General features: G+C 52.6%; 16 protein-coding genes and 1 tRNA gene. 15 read left to right on the forward strand and 2 right to left on the reverse strand.

Annotated elements, in window-relative coordinates; genetic code table 11:
- The first annotated feature begins 4 nt into the window (after window positions 1-4).
- The 13 genes from pnpS (at window position 5) to JNUCC32_RS01425 (ending at window position 14,443) form a co-directional block, all read left to right on the forward strand.
- On the forward strand, window positions 5-1,822 hold the full coding sequence (gene pnpS / locus JNUCC32_RS01365) for a two-component system histidine kinase PnpS (RefSeq protein WP_192570845.1): 1,818 nt from the start codon (window positions 5-7) through the stop codon (window positions 1,820-1,822).
- 70 nt (window positions 1,823-1,892) lie between these two features.
- A complete protein-coding gene (locus JNUCC32_RS01370) occupies window positions 1,893-2,624 on the forward strand; it encodes a response regulator transcription factor (protein ID WP_015736978.1) in 732 nt (243 codons plus the stop codon).
- A gap of 177 nt (window positions 2,625-2,801) precedes the next feature.
- Window positions 2,802-3,980 (forward strand): methyl-accepting chemotaxis protein, encoded by a 1,179-nt coding sequence (locus tag JNUCC32_RS01375; protein WP_192570846.1) that lies wholly within the window; start codon window positions 2,802-2,804, stop codon window positions 3,978-3,980.
- Between the two features lie 129 nt (window positions 3,981-4,109).
- Complete coding sequence (locus tag JNUCC32_RS01380; RefSeq protein WP_009594622.1) at window positions 4,110-5,114, forward strand: PstS family phosphate ABC transporter substrate-binding protein; 1,005 nt, start codon at window positions 4,110-4,112, stop codon at window positions 5,112-5,114.
- 97 nt (window positions 5,115-5,211) lie between these two features.
- Window positions 5,212-6,105: a phosphate ABC transporter permease subunit PstC gene (gene pstC, locus JNUCC32_RS01385; protein WP_009594642.1), complete on the forward strand. Its 894-nt coding sequence runs from the start codon at window positions 5,212-5,214 to the stop codon at window positions 6,103-6,105.
- The gene (pstA, locus tag JNUCC32_RS01390) at window positions 6,106-6,981 is read left to right on the forward strand and encodes a phosphate ABC transporter permease PstA (RefSeq protein ID WP_096776306.1); all 876 of its coding nucleotides are present in this window, start codon (window positions 6,106-6,108) and stop codon (window positions 6,979-6,981) included. It abuts the gene before it with no gap.
- 47 nt (window positions 6,982-7,028) lie between these two features.
- Complete coding sequence (gene pstB / locus JNUCC32_RS01395) at window positions 7,029-7,784, forward strand: phosphate ABC transporter ATP-binding protein PstB (protein ID WP_009594645.1); 756 nt, start codon at window positions 7,029-7,031, stop codon at window positions 7,782-7,784.
- A gap of 54 nt (window positions 7,785-7,838) precedes the next feature.
- Window positions 7,839-8,498: a phosphate signaling complex protein PhoU gene (phoU, locus tag JNUCC32_RS01400; protein ID WP_015736975.1), complete on the forward strand. Its 660-nt coding sequence runs from the start codon at window positions 7,839-7,841 to the stop codon at window positions 8,496-8,498.
- Window positions 8,499-8,768: 270 nt separating this feature from the next.
- Entirely contained in the window at window positions 8,769-11,429 is a 2,661-nt protein-coding gene (gene polA, locus JNUCC32_RS01405) for a DNA polymerase I (protein ID WP_192570847.1), read from the forward strand.
- A 146-nt stretch (window positions 11,430-11,575) separates the two neighbouring features.
- Window positions 11,576-12,409, forward strand: a complete 834-nt coding sequence (gene mutM, locus JNUCC32_RS01410; protein ID WP_192570848.1) for a DNA-formamidopyrimidine glycosylase — start codon at window positions 11,576-11,578, stop codon at window positions 12,407-12,409.
- Window positions 12,410-12,530: 121 nt separating this feature from the next.
- On the forward strand, window positions 12,531-13,271 hold the full coding sequence (locus tag JNUCC32_RS01415; RefSeq protein ID WP_192570849.1) for an MntP/YtaF family protein: 741 nt from the start codon (window positions 12,531-12,533) through the stop codon (window positions 13,269-13,271).
- 9 nt (window positions 13,272-13,280) lie between these two features.
- The gene (gene coaE, locus JNUCC32_RS01420; RefSeq protein ID WP_192570850.1) at window positions 13,281-13,880 is read left to right on the forward strand and encodes a dephospho-CoA kinase; all 600 of its coding nucleotides are present in this window, start codon (window positions 13,281-13,283) and stop codon (window positions 13,878-13,880) included.
- Window positions 13,877-14,443 carry a lytic transglycosylase domain-containing protein gene (locus tag JNUCC32_RS01425; RefSeq protein WP_015736970.1) on the forward strand — a complete coding sequence of 189 codons (567 nt, stop codon included), beginning with the start codon at window positions 13,877-13,879 and terminating at the stop codon, window positions 14,441-14,443. Before coaE ends, JNUCC32_RS01425 begins: the two co-directional genes overlap by 4 nt.
- Before the next feature lie 68 nt (window positions 14,444-14,511).
- Here the strand turns inward: JNUCC32_RS01425 and JNUCC32_RS01430 are convergent, their stop codons facing one another.
- Window positions 14,512-14,739 carry an alpha/beta-type small acid-soluble spore protein gene (locus JNUCC32_RS01430; RefSeq protein ID WP_006212016.1) on the reverse strand — a complete coding sequence of 76 codons (228 nt, stop codon included), beginning with the start codon at window positions 14,737-14,739 and terminating at the stop codon, window positions 14,512-14,514.
- A gap of 147 nt (window positions 14,740-14,886) precedes the next feature.
- On the opposite strand from JNUCC32_RS01430, the gene nrdR reads away from it, so the two are divergent.
- Together nrdR and JNUCC32_RS01440 are read left to right on the forward strand one after the other, a co-directional pair.
- Window positions 14,887-15,360 carry a transcriptional regulator NrdR gene (nrdR, locus tag JNUCC32_RS01435; protein ID WP_006212015.1) on the forward strand — a complete coding sequence of 158 codons (474 nt, stop codon included), beginning with the start codon at window positions 14,887-14,889 and terminating at the stop codon, window positions 15,358-15,360.
- Between the two features lie 179 nt (window positions 15,361-15,539).
- Window positions 15,540-15,612 (forward strand) — tRNA-Ala (locus JNUCC32_RS01440).
- Between the two features lie 122 nt (window positions 15,613-15,734).
- Here JNUCC32_RS01440 and JNUCC32_RS01445 read toward each other — a convergent pair.
- The gene (locus JNUCC32_RS01445; RefSeq protein ID WP_192570851.1) at window positions 15,735-16,925 is read right to left on the reverse strand and encodes a YhgE/Pip domain-containing protein; all 1,191 of its coding nucleotides are present in this window, start codon (window positions 16,923-16,925) and stop codon (window positions 15,735-15,737) included.
- Between the last annotated feature and the right edge of the window lie 151 nt (window positions 16,926-17,076).

The following is a 17,076-nucleotide window of genomic DNA, read 5'->3' on the forward strand; positions in this document are numbered from 1 at the left end:
GACCATGAAGCAGTATCGCAACCGTTTGACTCTGATTATGCTTACTTTAATCGGGTTATCCATGCTTGCGGCAGGCCTGGCTATGGTGACGGTGTTCAAACAGTCCCATATCCAGCTGCTGGAGGATAATATGGTCCGGGAGATTCGGCTCCTGCAGACCATGATGGAGTTCCCGGATACGGACGGCGCGGAAGCCGTTTCGTATTATACCGACAGGTCCTTGCAGCTGGAGGAGCTGTCCGATGCGAGAGTGACGTTCATACTGAAGGACGGCAGGGTGATCGGGGATTCGGAAAGCGACCCGTTGACCATGGATAATCATGCTTATCGCGAGGAGATGCTTCAAGCGGTCAAAGAAGGCCGCGGGAGTACCATTCGCCGCAGCGATACGCTTCAGCAGGATATGCTGTATGTCGCTCTCCCGGTCAAGGCCGGGGAGAATTTCGATGGATTCGTTCGGTTGTCCGTCAGCCTGAAGGAAGTCGATCAGGGAGTCAAGCAAGGCTGGACCGTCATGGGGATCGGCCTGCTGGTGTTATTTCTGATTGCTGCCTTGGTGAGCTACCGCGTCGCTCAAGGGTTGACGTCGCCGCTTGAGAAGATTACGCGCGTAGCTAGACGGATCTCGCGTCTGGAATACGATGCGAGAGTGAAGATTCACCGTAAGGACGAGATCGGTCAATTGGCGCAAGCCATCAATGGAATGGCAGACAGCCTTCAAACCCAGCTGCGGACGATACGGGATAACGAAGACTTGCTGCAAAGCGTCCTCAACAATATGACAGGTGGCATCGTCTTGGTTAGCGGAGCCGGCCAAATCATCCTTGTAAACCGGGCCGCTGAGAAAATGCTCGGCATTAACGCCGAGGTGATTACCGGGAAATCGTACCGCGAGCTGAAGCAGCATTATGAATTGACCAAACTGATGGAGGAAGGCCTTGGAAGCCAAGCGGACTTCCATGAGGAACGCAACGTGTATTATCCGGTGGAATCGATTATCCGCATTGACGGAGTGACGATGATGCAAGAGGAAGAGCAGGAGCCTTATCGGCGCGGCATGCTCTTCCTGCTGCAGGACGTTAGCGATATCCGCAGGCTCGAACGCATGCGAAGCGAATTCGTTGCCAATGTGTCTCATGAGCTGAAGACCCCGCTGGCTGCGGTGAAAGGGTTTGCCGAAACGCTGCTCGGCGGCGGAGTTACCGACGAGAAGACGTCACGTTCCTTCCTCCAGATCATCTATGACGAATCCGAACGGCTGAACCGTCTGATCGGTGACATTCTGGAGCTGTCCAAGATCGAATCGAAGCGGATTCAGATGGATTACTCGCCGATTCATCTGTCGGCGTTCTTCGATACGATATCCGAAATGATGCGCACGGTAGCGGAGAAGAAGCGGATCGGCTTGGAGCTCGACGTTCCGGAGGAGTTGTTTATGGAAGGCGATGAGGATAAGCTTCGCCAGATATTTATGAATCTTCTTTCGAATGCCATCAGTTACACGCAGGAAGGCGGACGAGTAAAATTAACGGCGCGTGAAAAGCATAATAACGGGAGTGCCGATGATTTCGTGGAATTCGTGGTCAAGGATTCCGGGATTGGCATTCCGAAGAAGGATCTACCCCGCATTTTTGAACGATTTTACCGGGTGGATAAAGCGCGTTCGCGCGGATCCGGCGGAACGGGGCTCGGCCTATCGATCGTTAAGCATCTGGTGGATCTTCACCACGGAACCATCAAGGTGGAAAGCGAGCTGGGCATCGGAAGCTCCTTCATCATCGAGCTTCCGATCCTGCAGGAAACCCACGATACAGGGAGTTAACACTCCGTTAACATTCTGTTGATATACTTGCATGAGCAGTCCAATTAACAAGATAAGGGCGGGGGTACCATTGACGCAACGCATGCTTGTCATCGAAGATGAGCCGACACTTTCGCGGCTGTTGTCTTACAATTTGACGCAGGAAGGCTTTCAAGTCGAAGTAGAGGAACACGGTACGGCAGGTTACGAGAAAGCGTCACAACATGAATACGATTTGATCCTGCTGGATGTTATGCTGCCTGGCATGAACGGCTTTCAGATCTTAGAGAAACTACGCAGTAACGGAATTACGACGCCGATCATCATTTTGACCGCGAAGAACGCCGAAGAGGAAGTTGTTCAAGGTTTGAAGATGGGGGCGGATGACTATATTACCAAGCCGTTTGGCGTGTCCGAGCTGCTGGCTCGCGTATCGGCCGTCATGCGTCGGGTGTCCGGCCATGCTGACGAGGTAAAGACGACGGACAATCAAGGCAACGTCATTTCGCTTGGACAGCTGGAAATCTATCCTGAGAAATACGAGGTGCGGCTTGGCGGTCAGAGCATTAATCTCCGTCCGAAAGAATTCGAGGTGCTTCTCTATCTGGCCAAGAAACCGGGCGTGGTGTTAACAAGGGACGATCTGATGAACGTGGTCTGGGGCTTCGATTATATCGGCGGACAGCGAACCGTCGACGTTCACGTGAGCTCCCTGCGCAAGAAGCTTGAACTTGATCCTGAGTCCGTACACATCGACTCCATCCGCGGAGTTGGTTATAAACTTGTGGTAAATCCCATTAAAGGCTCCCATCATTCGATTTGAAATGATGCGGAGTATTTTTTTTGGGTCTTTGGGCAGGACCTAAGCATGTCCAATGTCTCATATTCTTGCCAACATCCCTCCTTCGTTTACACTCTCTTAATCATTCCAGAATATTCCCATAACACTTGTCCGTTAAGATGCGTCTAAAGGACCAGATCAATCAAGGGGTGAGGGCGCATGACACTGCTTCAATGCCAACCGAATCAGACAGAGAGAACCGAAGCGGAAGTAGAGGCGGCAATGGATGGCCAATCAGCAAGCAAACCTGAAGCAGGCGCATTATATCGGCGGTACATAAGAAAGGTCCCTATTATCCGAAAATCCGAAACCTGCCTCGACGTGCTGAATGTTTTTACGAAGGATCAGCACATCCCTTGCGTTATTTATTGCGATGAGGCAGACAGGCCGTCGGGGCTGATCATGCGGGATGTTTTTTACCGGCGAATGATGGGCCGGTTTGCCGTTGACCTGTATTATTCCAGGCCGGCCTTCCAGTTTGGGGACCATCAACCGATGAAGGTCGATGTGACCGAGAAGGTAGGAACACTGCTGCAATTGGCCCTGCAGCGCCCGGATTCGAAATTTTATGATTGCGTCCTGATGACGGAGGCTGACCGCCTGCTGGGCGTGCTTACCGTACGGGATTTAATGAGTCTGTCAAGCGGTCTCCAAACGGAAGCGGAAGAGAAGCGGGAGCTGATTCTTCAGGAAAGCTTCCGGCATACCGGGAACATCCAATCCTCGTTGACCGAGGTTCGAGCGGCGGCAGCCAGAACGAATGCGGAATGTATACGGATGAGGGAATGGTCCCAGACGGGTAAGAAGAAGCTTGACCATGTCCGAACCTCTTATCTTGGCCTTGTGGAGGATATGACGAAGCGTGAAGGGCAGGCCGCCGAGCTCGCTGCGGATGCCAGCTGCATTTCCTCGATAACCGGCATGATTACCGAGCTGGCCAATCAAAGCAGTTTGCTGGCAATGAATGCTTCGATTGAAGCTGCGCATGCCGGAGAGCATGGGCGGGGATTTCAAGTGGTTGCGGCAGAGGTGCAGTCGCTGGCCAAACAAACGCGTAAGCTGTCAGGGGATATCGCCCAGCTGCTGGAGCACATCCAGCGGCTGGCGGGAGATACAGCCGTTGGCGCAGTATCTTCGCTGAAGGAAATCCAGTCCTGTGAGGGGTATGTAACGGAAGGCGCCGATATGTTTAACGAAATGGAGACCGCCGTCGAGAAGGTTCAGAAGTCGGGGAATCAGGTTTATCAACTGGCGGAGGAAACCGTTAGGCGCGTGGAGCGGGTGAAGGATGAGCTCGCAGGATTAAACGGATCGTTAGAAGAAAAGCCGAGCCTATGAATCTAGTTTTATCAAAATATTTTACACTGCGTTTACATTTCTCAGAAACTGTTATTACATTACGGGATTATTATCAATATTGTAAGTAGGAAGTTAGAGACAACAACCATTTTGAAGGAGTGGATTCGTTTGTTTAAAAGAAGGGGTCGTAAACCAGCAGGTATTCTCGTACTGGTATTGATGCTGAGCACGCTTTTGGCGGCATGCGGCGGAGGAACAACTTCCGGCGGTGCTTCCGGAGAAAATACAGACAACGGTTCAGCACAGCAAAATGAAGGAAGTACAACAACAGCTTTGTCGGGAACGATTGAAATTGACGGTTCCAGTACATTGCATCCATTGACCGAAGCCATTGCCGAAGAGTTCGGCGCAGCTAACCCGGATGTCCGCATTCCGATCGGAACAGGCGGAACAGGTGGCGGTTTCAAACGCTTTAACAATGGGGAGATTCCAATCTCCAATGCATCCCGTCCAATTAAAGACAGTGAAGCTGAAGAAGCAAAATCCAAGGGCATTTCCTATCATGAGGTTCTGGTAGCTTATGACGGACTATCCGTTGTTGTTAACCCGAGCAATGAATTCGTAGATAAATTGACAGTAGATGAGCTGAAGAAAATTTACGAGCCGAACAGCACCGTAAAAACATGGGCTGACGTTCGCGAAGGATGGCCGGCTGAGGAAATCAAAATTTACTCTCCTGGTACAGACCACGGTACATTCGACTACTTCACAGAAGCGATTAACGGTGAAGCACAAGCAAGCAGAAACGACAGCCAAATCACGTTCAGTGCCGATACCAACGCAGTCGTACAAGGAGTTGCCGGCGACAAAAACTCCATCGGATACTTCGGATTCTCCTTCTATGAAGAGAACCAAGACAAGTTGAAGCTGGTTCCGATCGATAACGGTACAGCTACCGTAGCACCAAGCATGGAAACGATCAAGGATAACAGTTATGCTCCATTGTCCCGTCCGCTGCTGCTCTACGTAAACGATAAAGAGCTTGAGCGCCCGGAAGTGAGTGCATTCATGACCTTCTACCTTGATAATGCCGCTAGTCTTGCTGGCGAAGTCGGTTTCGTACCGCTTCAAGACGAACAGTATCAAGAAGAAAAAGACAAGTTGGCAAAATAATAAAGATTTCATGCCCGAAGGGGATCCTTCGGGCAACCCATAGAAAGGGAAGAGGAGAATGAACAAAACTTCACCCGTGGCGGCAAACACTAAAAGCATGACATTCCGTCGAAGCAAAACGCGCATCTCAGACAAAATCATTCCAATCCTGCTCGGCTTGTGTGCCATGCTTTCGGTGTTTACCACCATCGGTATCGTATATACGCTTCTACAGGAATCCGTGATCTTCTTCAAGGAAGTGCCGGTATGGTCCTTCTTGACCGGAACGACATGGAGTCCGATTCTCCCTCCAAAAGAATTCGGCGTGCTGCCCCTGCTGGGCGGCACATTGCTGATTACAGGCATTGCGATCATTTTCGCAGTGCCTATCGGCTTGGCATGCGCTATTTATCTCAATGAATACGCTCCTGCCCGGGTTCGGGGGGTTGTAAAGCCAGTGCTTGAAGTGTTGGCTGGTGTACCAACGATTGTTTACGGATATTTTGCGCTTGAAACCGTAACGCCATTCCTTCAAAAGATTTTTCCCGATATGGGGATATTCAATGCGCTTAGCGCGGGGCTCGTGGTCGGCATCATGGTCCTGCCGATGATTTCGTCTTTAAGCGAAGACGCGATGCGTGCTGTTCCCAAGAGTCTTCGTCATGGGGCATACGCGCTGGGTGCTACCCGATTCGAGGTTGCGCTGAAGATCGTGCTTCCAGCCGCTCTGTCCGGGGTCGTGTCCTCATTCGTATTGGCATTCTCGCGCGCGATCGGCGAAACGATGATCGTGACGGTGGCTGCAGGCGCCACGCCGCAGCTGACGCTGAATCCGCTGGAAAGCATTCAGACGATGACTTCGTATATCGTTCAGGTAAGCATGGGAGACGTTCCGCGAGGAACGATTGAATACGGCACGATTTTTGCAGTAGGTTTGACCTTGTTTGTCATCACCTTCTTGCTTAATATATTGGCGCAGTGGGTCGCTCGCCGCTTCAGGGAGGAATACTAGATGGAACAATTGAATCTGGGGGACAGCAAAGGAATCAACCGGAGACGCCGTAGTGACCAGACGCTGCATATGATTTTCCTGGCTTGTACCAGCATCGGTATTCTTGTTTTGATGGCTTTGATCGTGACGATCGTGATGGATGGCGTTCATCGGCTCTCGCCTGATCTGTTCACCAACTTTCCGTCGCGCATCGCGGATAAAGCAGGACTGAAATCGCCGATTGTCGGCACGATTTATTTGCTTTTGCTCATGGCTCCACTGTCCTTCGTACTGGGCGTGGGCGCGGCCATCTTTCTCGAAGAGTATGCGGGCCGCAGCCGCTGGGTTCGGCTCATTCAGCTGAATATCAGTACGCTTGCAGGGGTTCCTTCTATTATATACGGTATCCTGGGGCTGGCGATTTTCGTGCGCGGCATGAATCTTGGCCGCAGCCTGTTGTCCGGGGTATTAACGATGACGCTGCTCGTGCTGCCGATTATCATCGTTGCGGCGCAGGAGGCGCTTCGCGCCGTGCCTAAGAACCGGCGTGACGCTTCATACGCGCTGGGCGCAACGAAGTGGCAAACGGTATCCAGCGCCGTGCTGCCGTCAGCGATTCCTGGAATTATGACCGGGGTTATCCTGGCCTTGTCTCGTGCGATCGGCGAAACCGCACCGCTTATCATGATTGGTGCTTTAACGTACGTGGCCTTCTTGCCGGAAAATCTGCTCGATTCGTTTACTGTCATGCCGATCCAGATCTTTAACTGGGTATCCAGACCAAGTGAGGCATTCCACGAGCTGGCAGCTTCGGGTATCATCCTGCTGCTCATCATGCTGTTCATCATGAACATCGCAGCCGTGTGGATTCGGAACAAGTATTCGAAGAACATCTAAGAGACGCATAGCAGATCTAATCGTGAAAAAGGAGACATGAATAAGATATGGAATCCATCATACAGATAAAAAAATTGAATTTATACTACGATACGTACCATGCGCTTAAAAACGTCGATCTGGACATTCCGGAGAAAACGGTGACGGCATTCATCGGACCGTCGGGCTGCGGTAAGTCAACGCTGCTGCGTACGCTGAATCGGATGAACGACATGATCCCTTCCACCCGAATCGAAGGCAGCGTGCAAATCGGCGGGACGGAAATCTACAGCGAGGAGGTCCACGTCGAGGCCTTGCGCAAGCAGGTAGGGATGGTGTTCCAGCAGCCGAATCCGTTCCCTAAATCGATCTATGACAACATCGCTTACGGGCCGCGCCTGCACGGCATCCGCAATAAAGCGGAGCTTGACCAAATCGTGGAGCAAAGCTTGAAGCAGGCTGTGCTGTGGGACGAAGTCAAAGATTATCTTAAGCGTTCTGCGCTGAGCCTGTCCGGCGGTCAGCAGCAGCGCCTGTGCATTGCCCGGGCCCTTGCCGTACAGCCGGATATCCTGCTCATGGATGAAGCCACGTCCGCGCTGGACCCGATCTCGACGCTGAAGATCGAAGAGCTGGTGCAGGAGCTGAAGAGCAAATACACCATCGTTATGGTTACGCACAATATGCATCAGGCTGCACGCGTATCCGGGCAGACGGTATTTTTCCTGAATGGCGAAGTGGTTGAATCCGCAAACACGGATACGCTGTTCTCGACGCCGTCGGATGCACGTACCGAGGATTATATCTCAGGCCGTTTCGGTTAAGGCCGTTATTACGACAATGATCTTTCTTAAAAGTAGATAGGAGGAGCATCATACATGATCCGGAGAATTGAGTTTGATCAGCAGCTTGATGAGCTGAGAAGTTTGCTGCAGGATATGGGCAAGCATATGGAGGAGGCGCTGGCAAACAGCGTGGAGTCCCTCCAGACCTTGGATGCGGAGAAAGCGCAGGCGGTTATCAAGAACGATGTGCAGTTAAACAACATGGAAGAGCAAATCATGGACATCGGCTCCCGCCTGATCGTGACCCAGCAGCCTGTGGCAAAGGATTTGCGCCGAATATTGGTTGCTTTCCGGATTGCAAGCGATTTGGAGCGTATGGGAGACTTGGCGCGGGATGTCGCTAAAGTTACGATCCGTCTGCAAGGCCAGAAACTGATCAAGCCTTTGGTGGATCTTCCGCGGATGTCGGATATGGTGCGTGCGATGGTTTCGGAATCCATCGAATCCTATCTGACGGAAAATACGGATCTGGCTTATAAAATGGCACAGGATGATGATCAGGTCGATCACTTGTACAGCGTCATTCTGCAGGACCTGTATTCGCATCTGACATCCGATCCGGATTCGGCCAATCAAGCGATGCTGCTGATCATGGTGGGACGCTACATCGAACGGATCGCCGACCATGCAACCAACATCGGCGAGAGCACGGTGTACCTCGTAACGGGTCATCGTCCCGACCTCAATCAATAGAAAAATGTTAGTCAAACGCTGGCGAAAGCCGGCGTTTTTTTTTTGCGAGCATTTAGAAATCTCCAGCGAAGCGAGGCCATTCTTTCATCGCATTTATATGTTTTGGGGCCCCCGCAAAGTATTTGGAATAAGCATCGAAGCACACGCTCCACTTTGTGGGGTTATTGTGCGGGAAAACAGGAATTCACCGTTAATCGAACGGATTGTTCGGATTTGGCGTTAACCTATGTTATCATGTGGAAAGGAAGTAATATTGGTGCGAGGTGTTCTATGGACAAGCTGATTCTGATTGATGGAAATAATATCATTTACCGGGCATTCTTTGCAATGCCGCCGCTGACCAATGCCAGCGGACAACAGACGAATGCGGTTTACGGCTTTACGACGATGCTGCTTCGCTTGATCGAGGAGCATAAACCGACGCATATGATGGTGGCATTCGATGCCGGCAAGGAAACGTTCCGCCATGCGGATTTTCAGGAGTACAAGGGCGGGCGACAGAAGACCCCGCCGGAGCTCTCAGGACAATTCCCGCTGCTGAAGGAGCTGCTGAAAGGCCTGGGCGTCTCCCAATTCGAAATCGGCGGTTATGAGGCCGACGACATTATCGGTACGATTACCCGCCAGGCTGACGAAGCCGGCCGCAAGGTGATGGTCGTCTCCGGGGACAAGGACATGCTGCAGTTGGCTTCGGAGCATACCACGATCGCGATGGTCCGCAAAGGCGTCACCGAAATCGAGTATTACGGACCGGAACAGATTAAGGAGCGGTATAACCTGACGCCTGATCAGATTATCGACCTTAAGGGATTGATGGGCGATGCTTCCGATAACATTCCCGGCGTTCCGGGAGTAGGGGAGAAGACCGCGCTGAAGCTGCTTCATGAATTCGGATCCGTTGAAGCGGTGGTGTCCCGGACCGATGAGCTGAAGGGCAAGATGAAAGAGAAGATCGAGGAGCATGCGGATTCCGCCATACTCAGCAAGAAGCTGGCTACGATCTTCCGCGAAGTGCCGCTGGAACAGTCGCTGGATGAAATGGCATTTACGGGCCTGAATGAAGAGACGGCTGGTCCCGCACTGGCGAAGCTCGAGTTTAAATCGCTTATCGAACGGTTGAACCTGAGCACAAGCGGTGCCGCTGGTGATGCGGCGGAGTCGAAGCCTGAAGCGAAGATCGACGTGACCCTTGTGGACGAGAAGGGCATTGCCGAGGTTGCGGATCATCTGGCACAAGTGACCGTGCTCCATGTGGAAACGCATGGGGACAACCCCCATCATGCGGACGTGATCGGGCTGGCACTCGCGACGGAGGAGCGGCAGTACTTCATTCCGTTTGACGTGCTGAAGTCGGAAGAGGCGGAGCCTGTCCGTGCTTGGCTTGCCGATAGCGAGATCCAAAAACGCGGGTATGACCTGCACCGTATTGACCTGGCGCTGCATTGGCAGGGCATCGCTTTTGCCGGCGCGGCATTCGACGTTCACCTGGCAGCTTACCTGCTGGATCCTACGGAATCGAATCAAACCCTTAGCGGTCTGGCCTCCAAGTACGGTCTGGCCTATCTTCAAGCCGATGAGGACGTGTTCGGTAAAGGGGCCAAGTACAAGGTTCCCGATGTGGAGAAGCTCAGCGAGCACATGGCCAGAAAATGCCTGGCCGTATCCGAACTGGTTCCCATTCAGGAGAAGGAGCTGGCTGCGAATGAAATGCTCCCGCTGTTCCATGATCTGGAGATGCCGCTTTCCCGCATTCTGGCCGATATGGAGAAGCAGGGAATCGCCGTGAATGCGGAGGATTTGAAGGAGCTGGGACGCGAGTTCGAAGGGCAGATCGCGAAGCTCGTTCAGGAGATTTACGAGATCGCCGGAACGGAATTCAATCTCAATTCGCCTAAACAGCTCGGCGAAATCCTGTTTGTGAAGCTGGAGCTGCCGGTCATCAAGAAGACCAAAACCGGTTATTCCACCGATGCCGAGGTGCTCGAAAAGCTGGCGCCTTATCACGATATCGTCCGCTTGATTTTGCAGTACCGTACATTGGCCAAGCTGCAATCCACTTACGTGGAAGGACTGCTGAAGGAGATTTCATCCGTAACCGGCAAAGTGCATACCTACTATCGTCAGACCATTGCCGCTACCGGCCGTCTGAGCAGCCAATACCCGAATTTGCAGAACATTCCGATCCGTCTGGAGGAAGGGCGCAAGCTGCGCAAGGTTTTCGTTCCGTCGGAACCGGGCTGGAGCATTCTGGCAGCGGACTACTCCCAAATCGAGCTTCGCGTGCTTGCGCATATCTCGGACGACGAACGGCTGAAGGAAGCCTTCGTCCACGACATGGACATCCACACCAAGACGGCGATGGACGTGTTTGGAGTCGGCATGGATGAGGTGGACTCCAATATGCGCCGGTCCGCCAAGGCGGTTAACTTCGGCATCGTGTATGGGATCAGCGACTATGGCCTGTCCCAGAACCTGAACATTACGCGGAAGGAAGCGGCAGCGTTTATCGACCAGTATTTCGAGGTGTTCCAGGGCGTGCGGCGCTATATGGACGTGATCGTCAAGCAGGCGAAGCAAGACGGGTATGTGAAGACCTTGCTCGAACGCAGACGGTATCTGCCGGAGATTAACGCCAGCAACTTCAACCTGCGCTCTTTTGCAGAGCGGACGGCGATGAATACGCCGATTCAGGGAACGGCCGCGGACATCATCAAGCTGGCCATGGTCCATATGGACCAGGCGCTCCATGAGCGCCAATTGAAGAGCCGCATGCTGCTCCAGGTGCACGATGAATTGGTGTTCGAGGTACCGGAGGATGAGCTGGAGGTCATGAAGGAATTGGTGCCGGACGTGATGAGTCAGGCGCTGAAGCTGTCCGTGCCGCTGAAATCGGAAGTCAGCTATGGCGAGAACTGGTACGAGGCAAAGTAAAAGCTGCACGGCGTGCTGGCGGATAGGGTTCATTAAGGGGGATCATGGGGTGAAGAGGGAGGCGGTTATGCACCATACCTTTCCACAAAACCATGGTCCCGCTCTGTCCCAACTTCCGGTATAATGGGGGATGAGGTGAAGTCATTATGCCGGAATTGCCGGAAGTAGAAACCGTGAAACGAACACTGAACCAATTGATTAAAGGTAAGCATATAGATCATGTATCCGTGAACCTGCCGCGGATTATCCAGCGTCCTGACGATATCGAGGCATTTGCTTTTATGTTAAAGGGCCATACCGTGGAAGGCGTGGAGCGACGCGGTAAGTTTTTGCGGATCTTGCTGGACGGGCTGGTGCTCGTTTCGCATCTTCGGATGGAGGGGCGTTACGGGGTGTACCGAGCCGAGGAGCCGGTGGAGAAGCATACCCATGTCATCTTCCATTTCTCGGACGGGACGGAGCTGCGGTACAAGGACGTGCGCCAATTCGGAACGATGCATCTATTTGCGCCGGGGGATGAGTTCCAGCATGCTCCCCTTGCCAAGCTTGGTTATGAGCCGCTGGATGACACGTTTACGTTCGGAACCTTCAAGACAGTCATCGGCACCAAGAAAACGAAGATCAAGGCGGTGCTGCTGAATCAGGCATATGTGGTCGGCATCGGCAATATATATGTTGATGAGGCCTTGTTCCGGGCCAAGATTCATCCGGAGCGGAACGCGAACAGCCTGAAGGATGCCGAGCTTAAGCGATTGTATCATGCTATCGTGGATACGTTGTCCGAAGCCGTCGACGCGGGCGGATCTTCCATCAAGTCCTATGTCAACGGGCAGGGCGAGATGGGGATGTTCCAGAACAGCCATCAGATTTACGGTCGGAAGGACAAGCCATGCCATGCGTGCGGCGGCCCGATTCATAAGATCGTGGTCGGCGGACGGGGGACCCATTACTGCCCGAAGTGTCAGCCGGTCAAGAAGTAATTGAATAGGCGTGCACCCATTCCTGCTCCCCCACATATAATGTGGAACATATGTGGAGCGCATCGGCAGCTCTTCTTCATGAATGAGCAGCTTGATGTGGAGCTTTGGAGGAGGGAAAAGGGTGCTCAGTCATATTTTCTCGTCTGCCCTGCTGGCCATGGCGTTAAGCCTGGACGGATTTGGGGCAGGGGTTACATACGGTCTGCGCAAAACAAGGATACCGCTGCTGTCTGTATTGATCATCTCGCTGTGTTCCGGTTTGGTGCTTGGCGTCTCCATGCAGGCAGGCGCGCTGCTGCAGCGGTTCTTATCCCCGTCTGCGGCATCCGTGATCGGAGCTGCCATTTTGATACTGCTGGGCCTATGGTCTTTATATCAGCAGGTTCGGAGAAGCAGCGAGCCTGAAGTGCAGCCGGCATCCGCCGTGGATTCTTCCGCATCGCTTACGGAAACGCCGGGAGCCATTCATCAAGGGACACCGCGTCGTGAAGTTACCACGGCAGGCCAAGAGCAGCTTCAGCGAGCGGTATTCTCCCTTGAAATACCGAAGATCGGCGTCGTCATTCAAATTCTCCGCAGCCCGACGAAAGCGGATATGGACGACTCCGGCAGCATCTCACCATGGGAGGCGATGTGGCTGGGGATTGCGCTGTCGCTCGATGCGTTCGGAGCCGGGCTCGGCGCAGCGATGCTGGGTTTCTCGCCGCTAGGCACCGCAGCCGTGGTTTCCTTGTTCAGCGGGATATTTCTGGTGCTGGGCATGCGGGTCGGCCTCCGTTTTGCGGCCAAGGGAGGCATGCGTTTTATCTCGTATTTGCCTGCTTTTTTATTAGTTGTCATGGGTATAATGAAGCTGTTATGAGGTGAAGTCATGAATATCGGTTTAACCGGAGGAATTGCAACAGGCAAAAGCACCGTGTCCTCCATGTTGGCCATGAAGGGAGCGCTTCTCGTCGATGCGGATATCATCGCCCGGGAAGTGATGCTCCCGGGTCATCCGGTGCTGGGTAAAGTGACCGAACATTTTGGACAAGCGATCCTGTTTGAAGACGGTACGTTGAATCGAAAGAAGCTCGGGGAGATGATTTTCCATCATCCGGAGCAGAGAGCGGCATTGAATGAGATTACGCATCCGGCAATCCGGCAGGAATTACGGGAACGGACGGAGGCGTATGAACGGCAGCATCCCGACCGGCTCGTGGTAGCGGATATTCCATTGCTGCTGGAGGCAAGGGAAGCCTATCCTTATCTGAAGCAGATCGCTGTTGTCTATGTCCCGCGCGAGCTGCAGCTTGCGCGTTTGATGGAGCGGGACGCTCTTACCCGGGAAGCGGCAGAGGCGCGTCTTAGCAGCCAGATGGACATTGAGGAGAAGAAGCTTCGAGCGGATATCCTGATCGATAACAGCGGCACGTTGGCCGAAACGCAGCAGCAGGTGGACAACCTGTGGAACAGGTTGGTTCAGTTATGAAGTGGCTTCGTAAAAAAAGGGTGCTGCTCCTGCTGTTCGTTTCTTTTGTAGCGCTGCTGTTCCTAAGTTCCAATTGGATGACCCTGCTGTATCCGATTCATTATAAGGATGAGATCCGCAAACATGCCGCTTATTATGAGGTCGATCCGTTTCTGGTGGCCTCGATCATCCGGGTGGAAACGAATTTCAAGCCGGGCAAGGAATCCAAGAAGGGGGCGCTGGGCATTATGCAGCTGATGCCGGATACGGCGAACTGGGCGATGGAAATGGCCAAGCTCCCGTCGGTGAACCTGCTGAGCGTAAAGAATGAAGTGGATGCGAACATCCAGCTGGGCACCTGGTACATTCAGAATCTGCACAAGGAAATGGACGGCAATCCGATTGCCGCCATCGCCGCTTATAACGCGGGCCCGGGGAACGTCAAGAATTGGATCAACAAGGGCATGTGGGACGGAACCTATGAGAACGTGAAGAGTATACCCATCGGGGAAACCCGGCATTATGTACAGCGCGTGATTTATTATTATAATCAATATACGGATGTGTATAAGGGCGGCTTCTAAAGAAAAAAAGAGCGCTGGACAGGCTCTTACATCGAGCCGCCAACACTCCTTTTTTAAGGAAGAATCAATTATTGACCGGAGTATTGACCAGCCAATTGTTGCTCGGCCAGGGTTACAAGACGCTTTGTGATGTATCCCCCGATCGAACCGTTCTCATAGGAAGTCATGTTACCTTGGTATCCGTCTTGTGGAATGGAGATACCAAGTTCTTGAGCTACCTCGTACTTCAGTTGCTCAAGAGCAGCGTTTGCGCGAGGAACAACCAGGTTGTTAGAGTTGTTGTTGCTTTGTGCCATGTTAAGTTCACCTCCTTGGGTTGGTAAAAGTATTATGTCTCGGGTCTCGCATTTTCATAACATAAAAGACAAAAGTTTCGCTGGTAAATTTTTCTGATGCCCATTAAGGGCGAATCACGCTGAATACAAAGGAAGTGAAGACAACTTATGAAGTGTCCATATTGCAGTTATGCCGGAACGAAAGTGCTGGATTCCAGGCCTGCCAACGAGAATAAATCCATCCGCCGCCGCAGGGAATGCGAGCAGTGCAGCAAGAGATTCACAACCTTTGAAATGGTGGAGGAAACGCCGCTGATCGTCGTGAAAAAGGACGGAAGCCGCGAAGAGTTCAGCCGGGAGAAGGTGCTCCGCGGTTTGATAAGGGCATGCGAGAAGCGTCCGGTATCCGTGGACCAGCTTGATATGATCGTATCGGATGTCGAGAAGGCGCTGCGCAATACCGCGGCGGCGGAAGTGGAGAGCCGCCAGATAGGGGAGCTTCTGATGGAGCGGTTATATCCGGTCGACGAGGTAGCTTACGTTCGGTTTGCGTCCGTATACCGGCAGTTCAAGGATATCAATATGTTCATGAAGGAACTGAAAAGCCTGCTGTCCAAGGATACGGACGTGCAGGAGCTGTAAGAGCGCCACGGTTCTTAAACGACCCTGGTGCTCTTCCGGCGCTCTCATGGCGCCAAATTCTCAACATCGATAAGTGACATTATATAGAGAAGGAAAAAAGGCACTGCGCATTATCAAAAAAGTTCTGAAAAAGTGTTGACATGCCTGCTGATTTTTTATATGATATAGAAGTCGCTTACGGGGCCTTAGCTCAGCTGGGAGAGCGCATCGCTGGCAGCGATGAGGTCAGGGGTTCGATCCCCCTAGGCTCCATACGAAGAGAAACCCTTGAGAAATCAAGGGTTTTTTTGTTTTTATAACTTTTTAATACTTCCCAGAAAATTAAATTATTACATGAGCGTAAAAAAGGAAGTACAACGCATCGTTGATTGTTCTTACTTTATTGTATCGCCTGTAACAGAAGTAGGGCCGGCATCTGTCGCTCGATTTGCCTTAAATCCGGAAGAGAGCAGCAAGACCAAAAATCCACCGGCGACGCCCCACAAAATCAAGGCGTTTGAGTGAGCTGCGTCCAGTCCGCCGAAGTACATGACTTCCCGTAGCCCTCCTGCCGCGAAGCGCAGTGGCGTCCACGAATAGATCCAATCTCGCGTCGTCTGCGACAAGAACTCCGGAGCCATGTTCAGGAGCGGCACCGAGAAGAACATCAGCAGTACGAGCAGCGGTATTGCACGGAATCCGATCCAATTCAGCAAGGAAGATTGCAACAAGAAGAACGCCGATCCAGCCAACCATAAGAACAACCACGTCTCCCCCGCGTTCGCCAGTTCCATGCCGTACCACGACGAAGCCATCCATATGGTGAAGCATGAGGCTATGCCGACGATCCCAAGCCCCCCGATAGCTTGCAGGGCGCTGACTGTCCATCTCCTTGAACCCGCGGCGACCGCCTTCTGGCTAGCCAGGAGCAAGACGACGCCGGTCACCATGCTGCCGATCCATATAATCTGGGTAAACAAACCCGGCGCATTTCCCGCCGCATTATTCACTCCCGGTGGATGTACGACTTCCTCCTGAACGTTCACCGGTGTCATTAAAGCTTTAGCCGTCTCAATGGGAATTTGTCCCGTTTGCTGTCCGATCTGCCCAAGCAGCTGCTGCAACAGTTCCCCATTGATCATGTTCATCGCTTGCCCCATTGCCTGTCTTACGACCATCGAGGCTTGGGTGTTCATACCCTCGTTGGAGATGATTCTCACATTAGGGTGAATCGGCGAGTGAGTCGCTAACGAGAGTAAACCGCTGCTCAGATTCGCAGGAATCACCATCGCTCCGTAATATTCGCGTTTATCCAGTCCATCCCGAGCCTTTTCCTCGGAATCCACGACATGCCAGACAAACGGCATTGCCGGGCTCGACAGCAACTTTTCCCGGATCATTTCCCCTACCGCAAACGTTTCTCCAGTCGGCAGCTCCATCGGCTGGTCAAGGATAACGAGGGCCGCCGGGACCTCCTTTGGCTTCGATCCAAGCACCGATCCCATCATCGCTAACCCGAATACGGTCAACACGATCAGGACGAGCAACATGCCCAGCCACATCATTTTTTGTGTCAGCATTTTCACGATCCACTACTCCTTGTCTCTTTATAATGAACATATGGTTGGTTATCAACGGCAATTTTCATTTGTGAAGGGCAACCATATAATATGGCTGCATCACACGATCACTTCATGGCAATGAACAAAAAGAGCGTTGCTGCAGCAACGCTTCTGT

This window comes from Paenibacillus sp. JNUCC32, from assembly GCF_014863545.1.
Taxonomy (GTDB): domain Bacteria; phylum Bacillota; class Bacilli; order Paenibacillales; family Paenibacillaceae; genus Paenibacillus_AQ; species Paenibacillus_AQ lautus_A.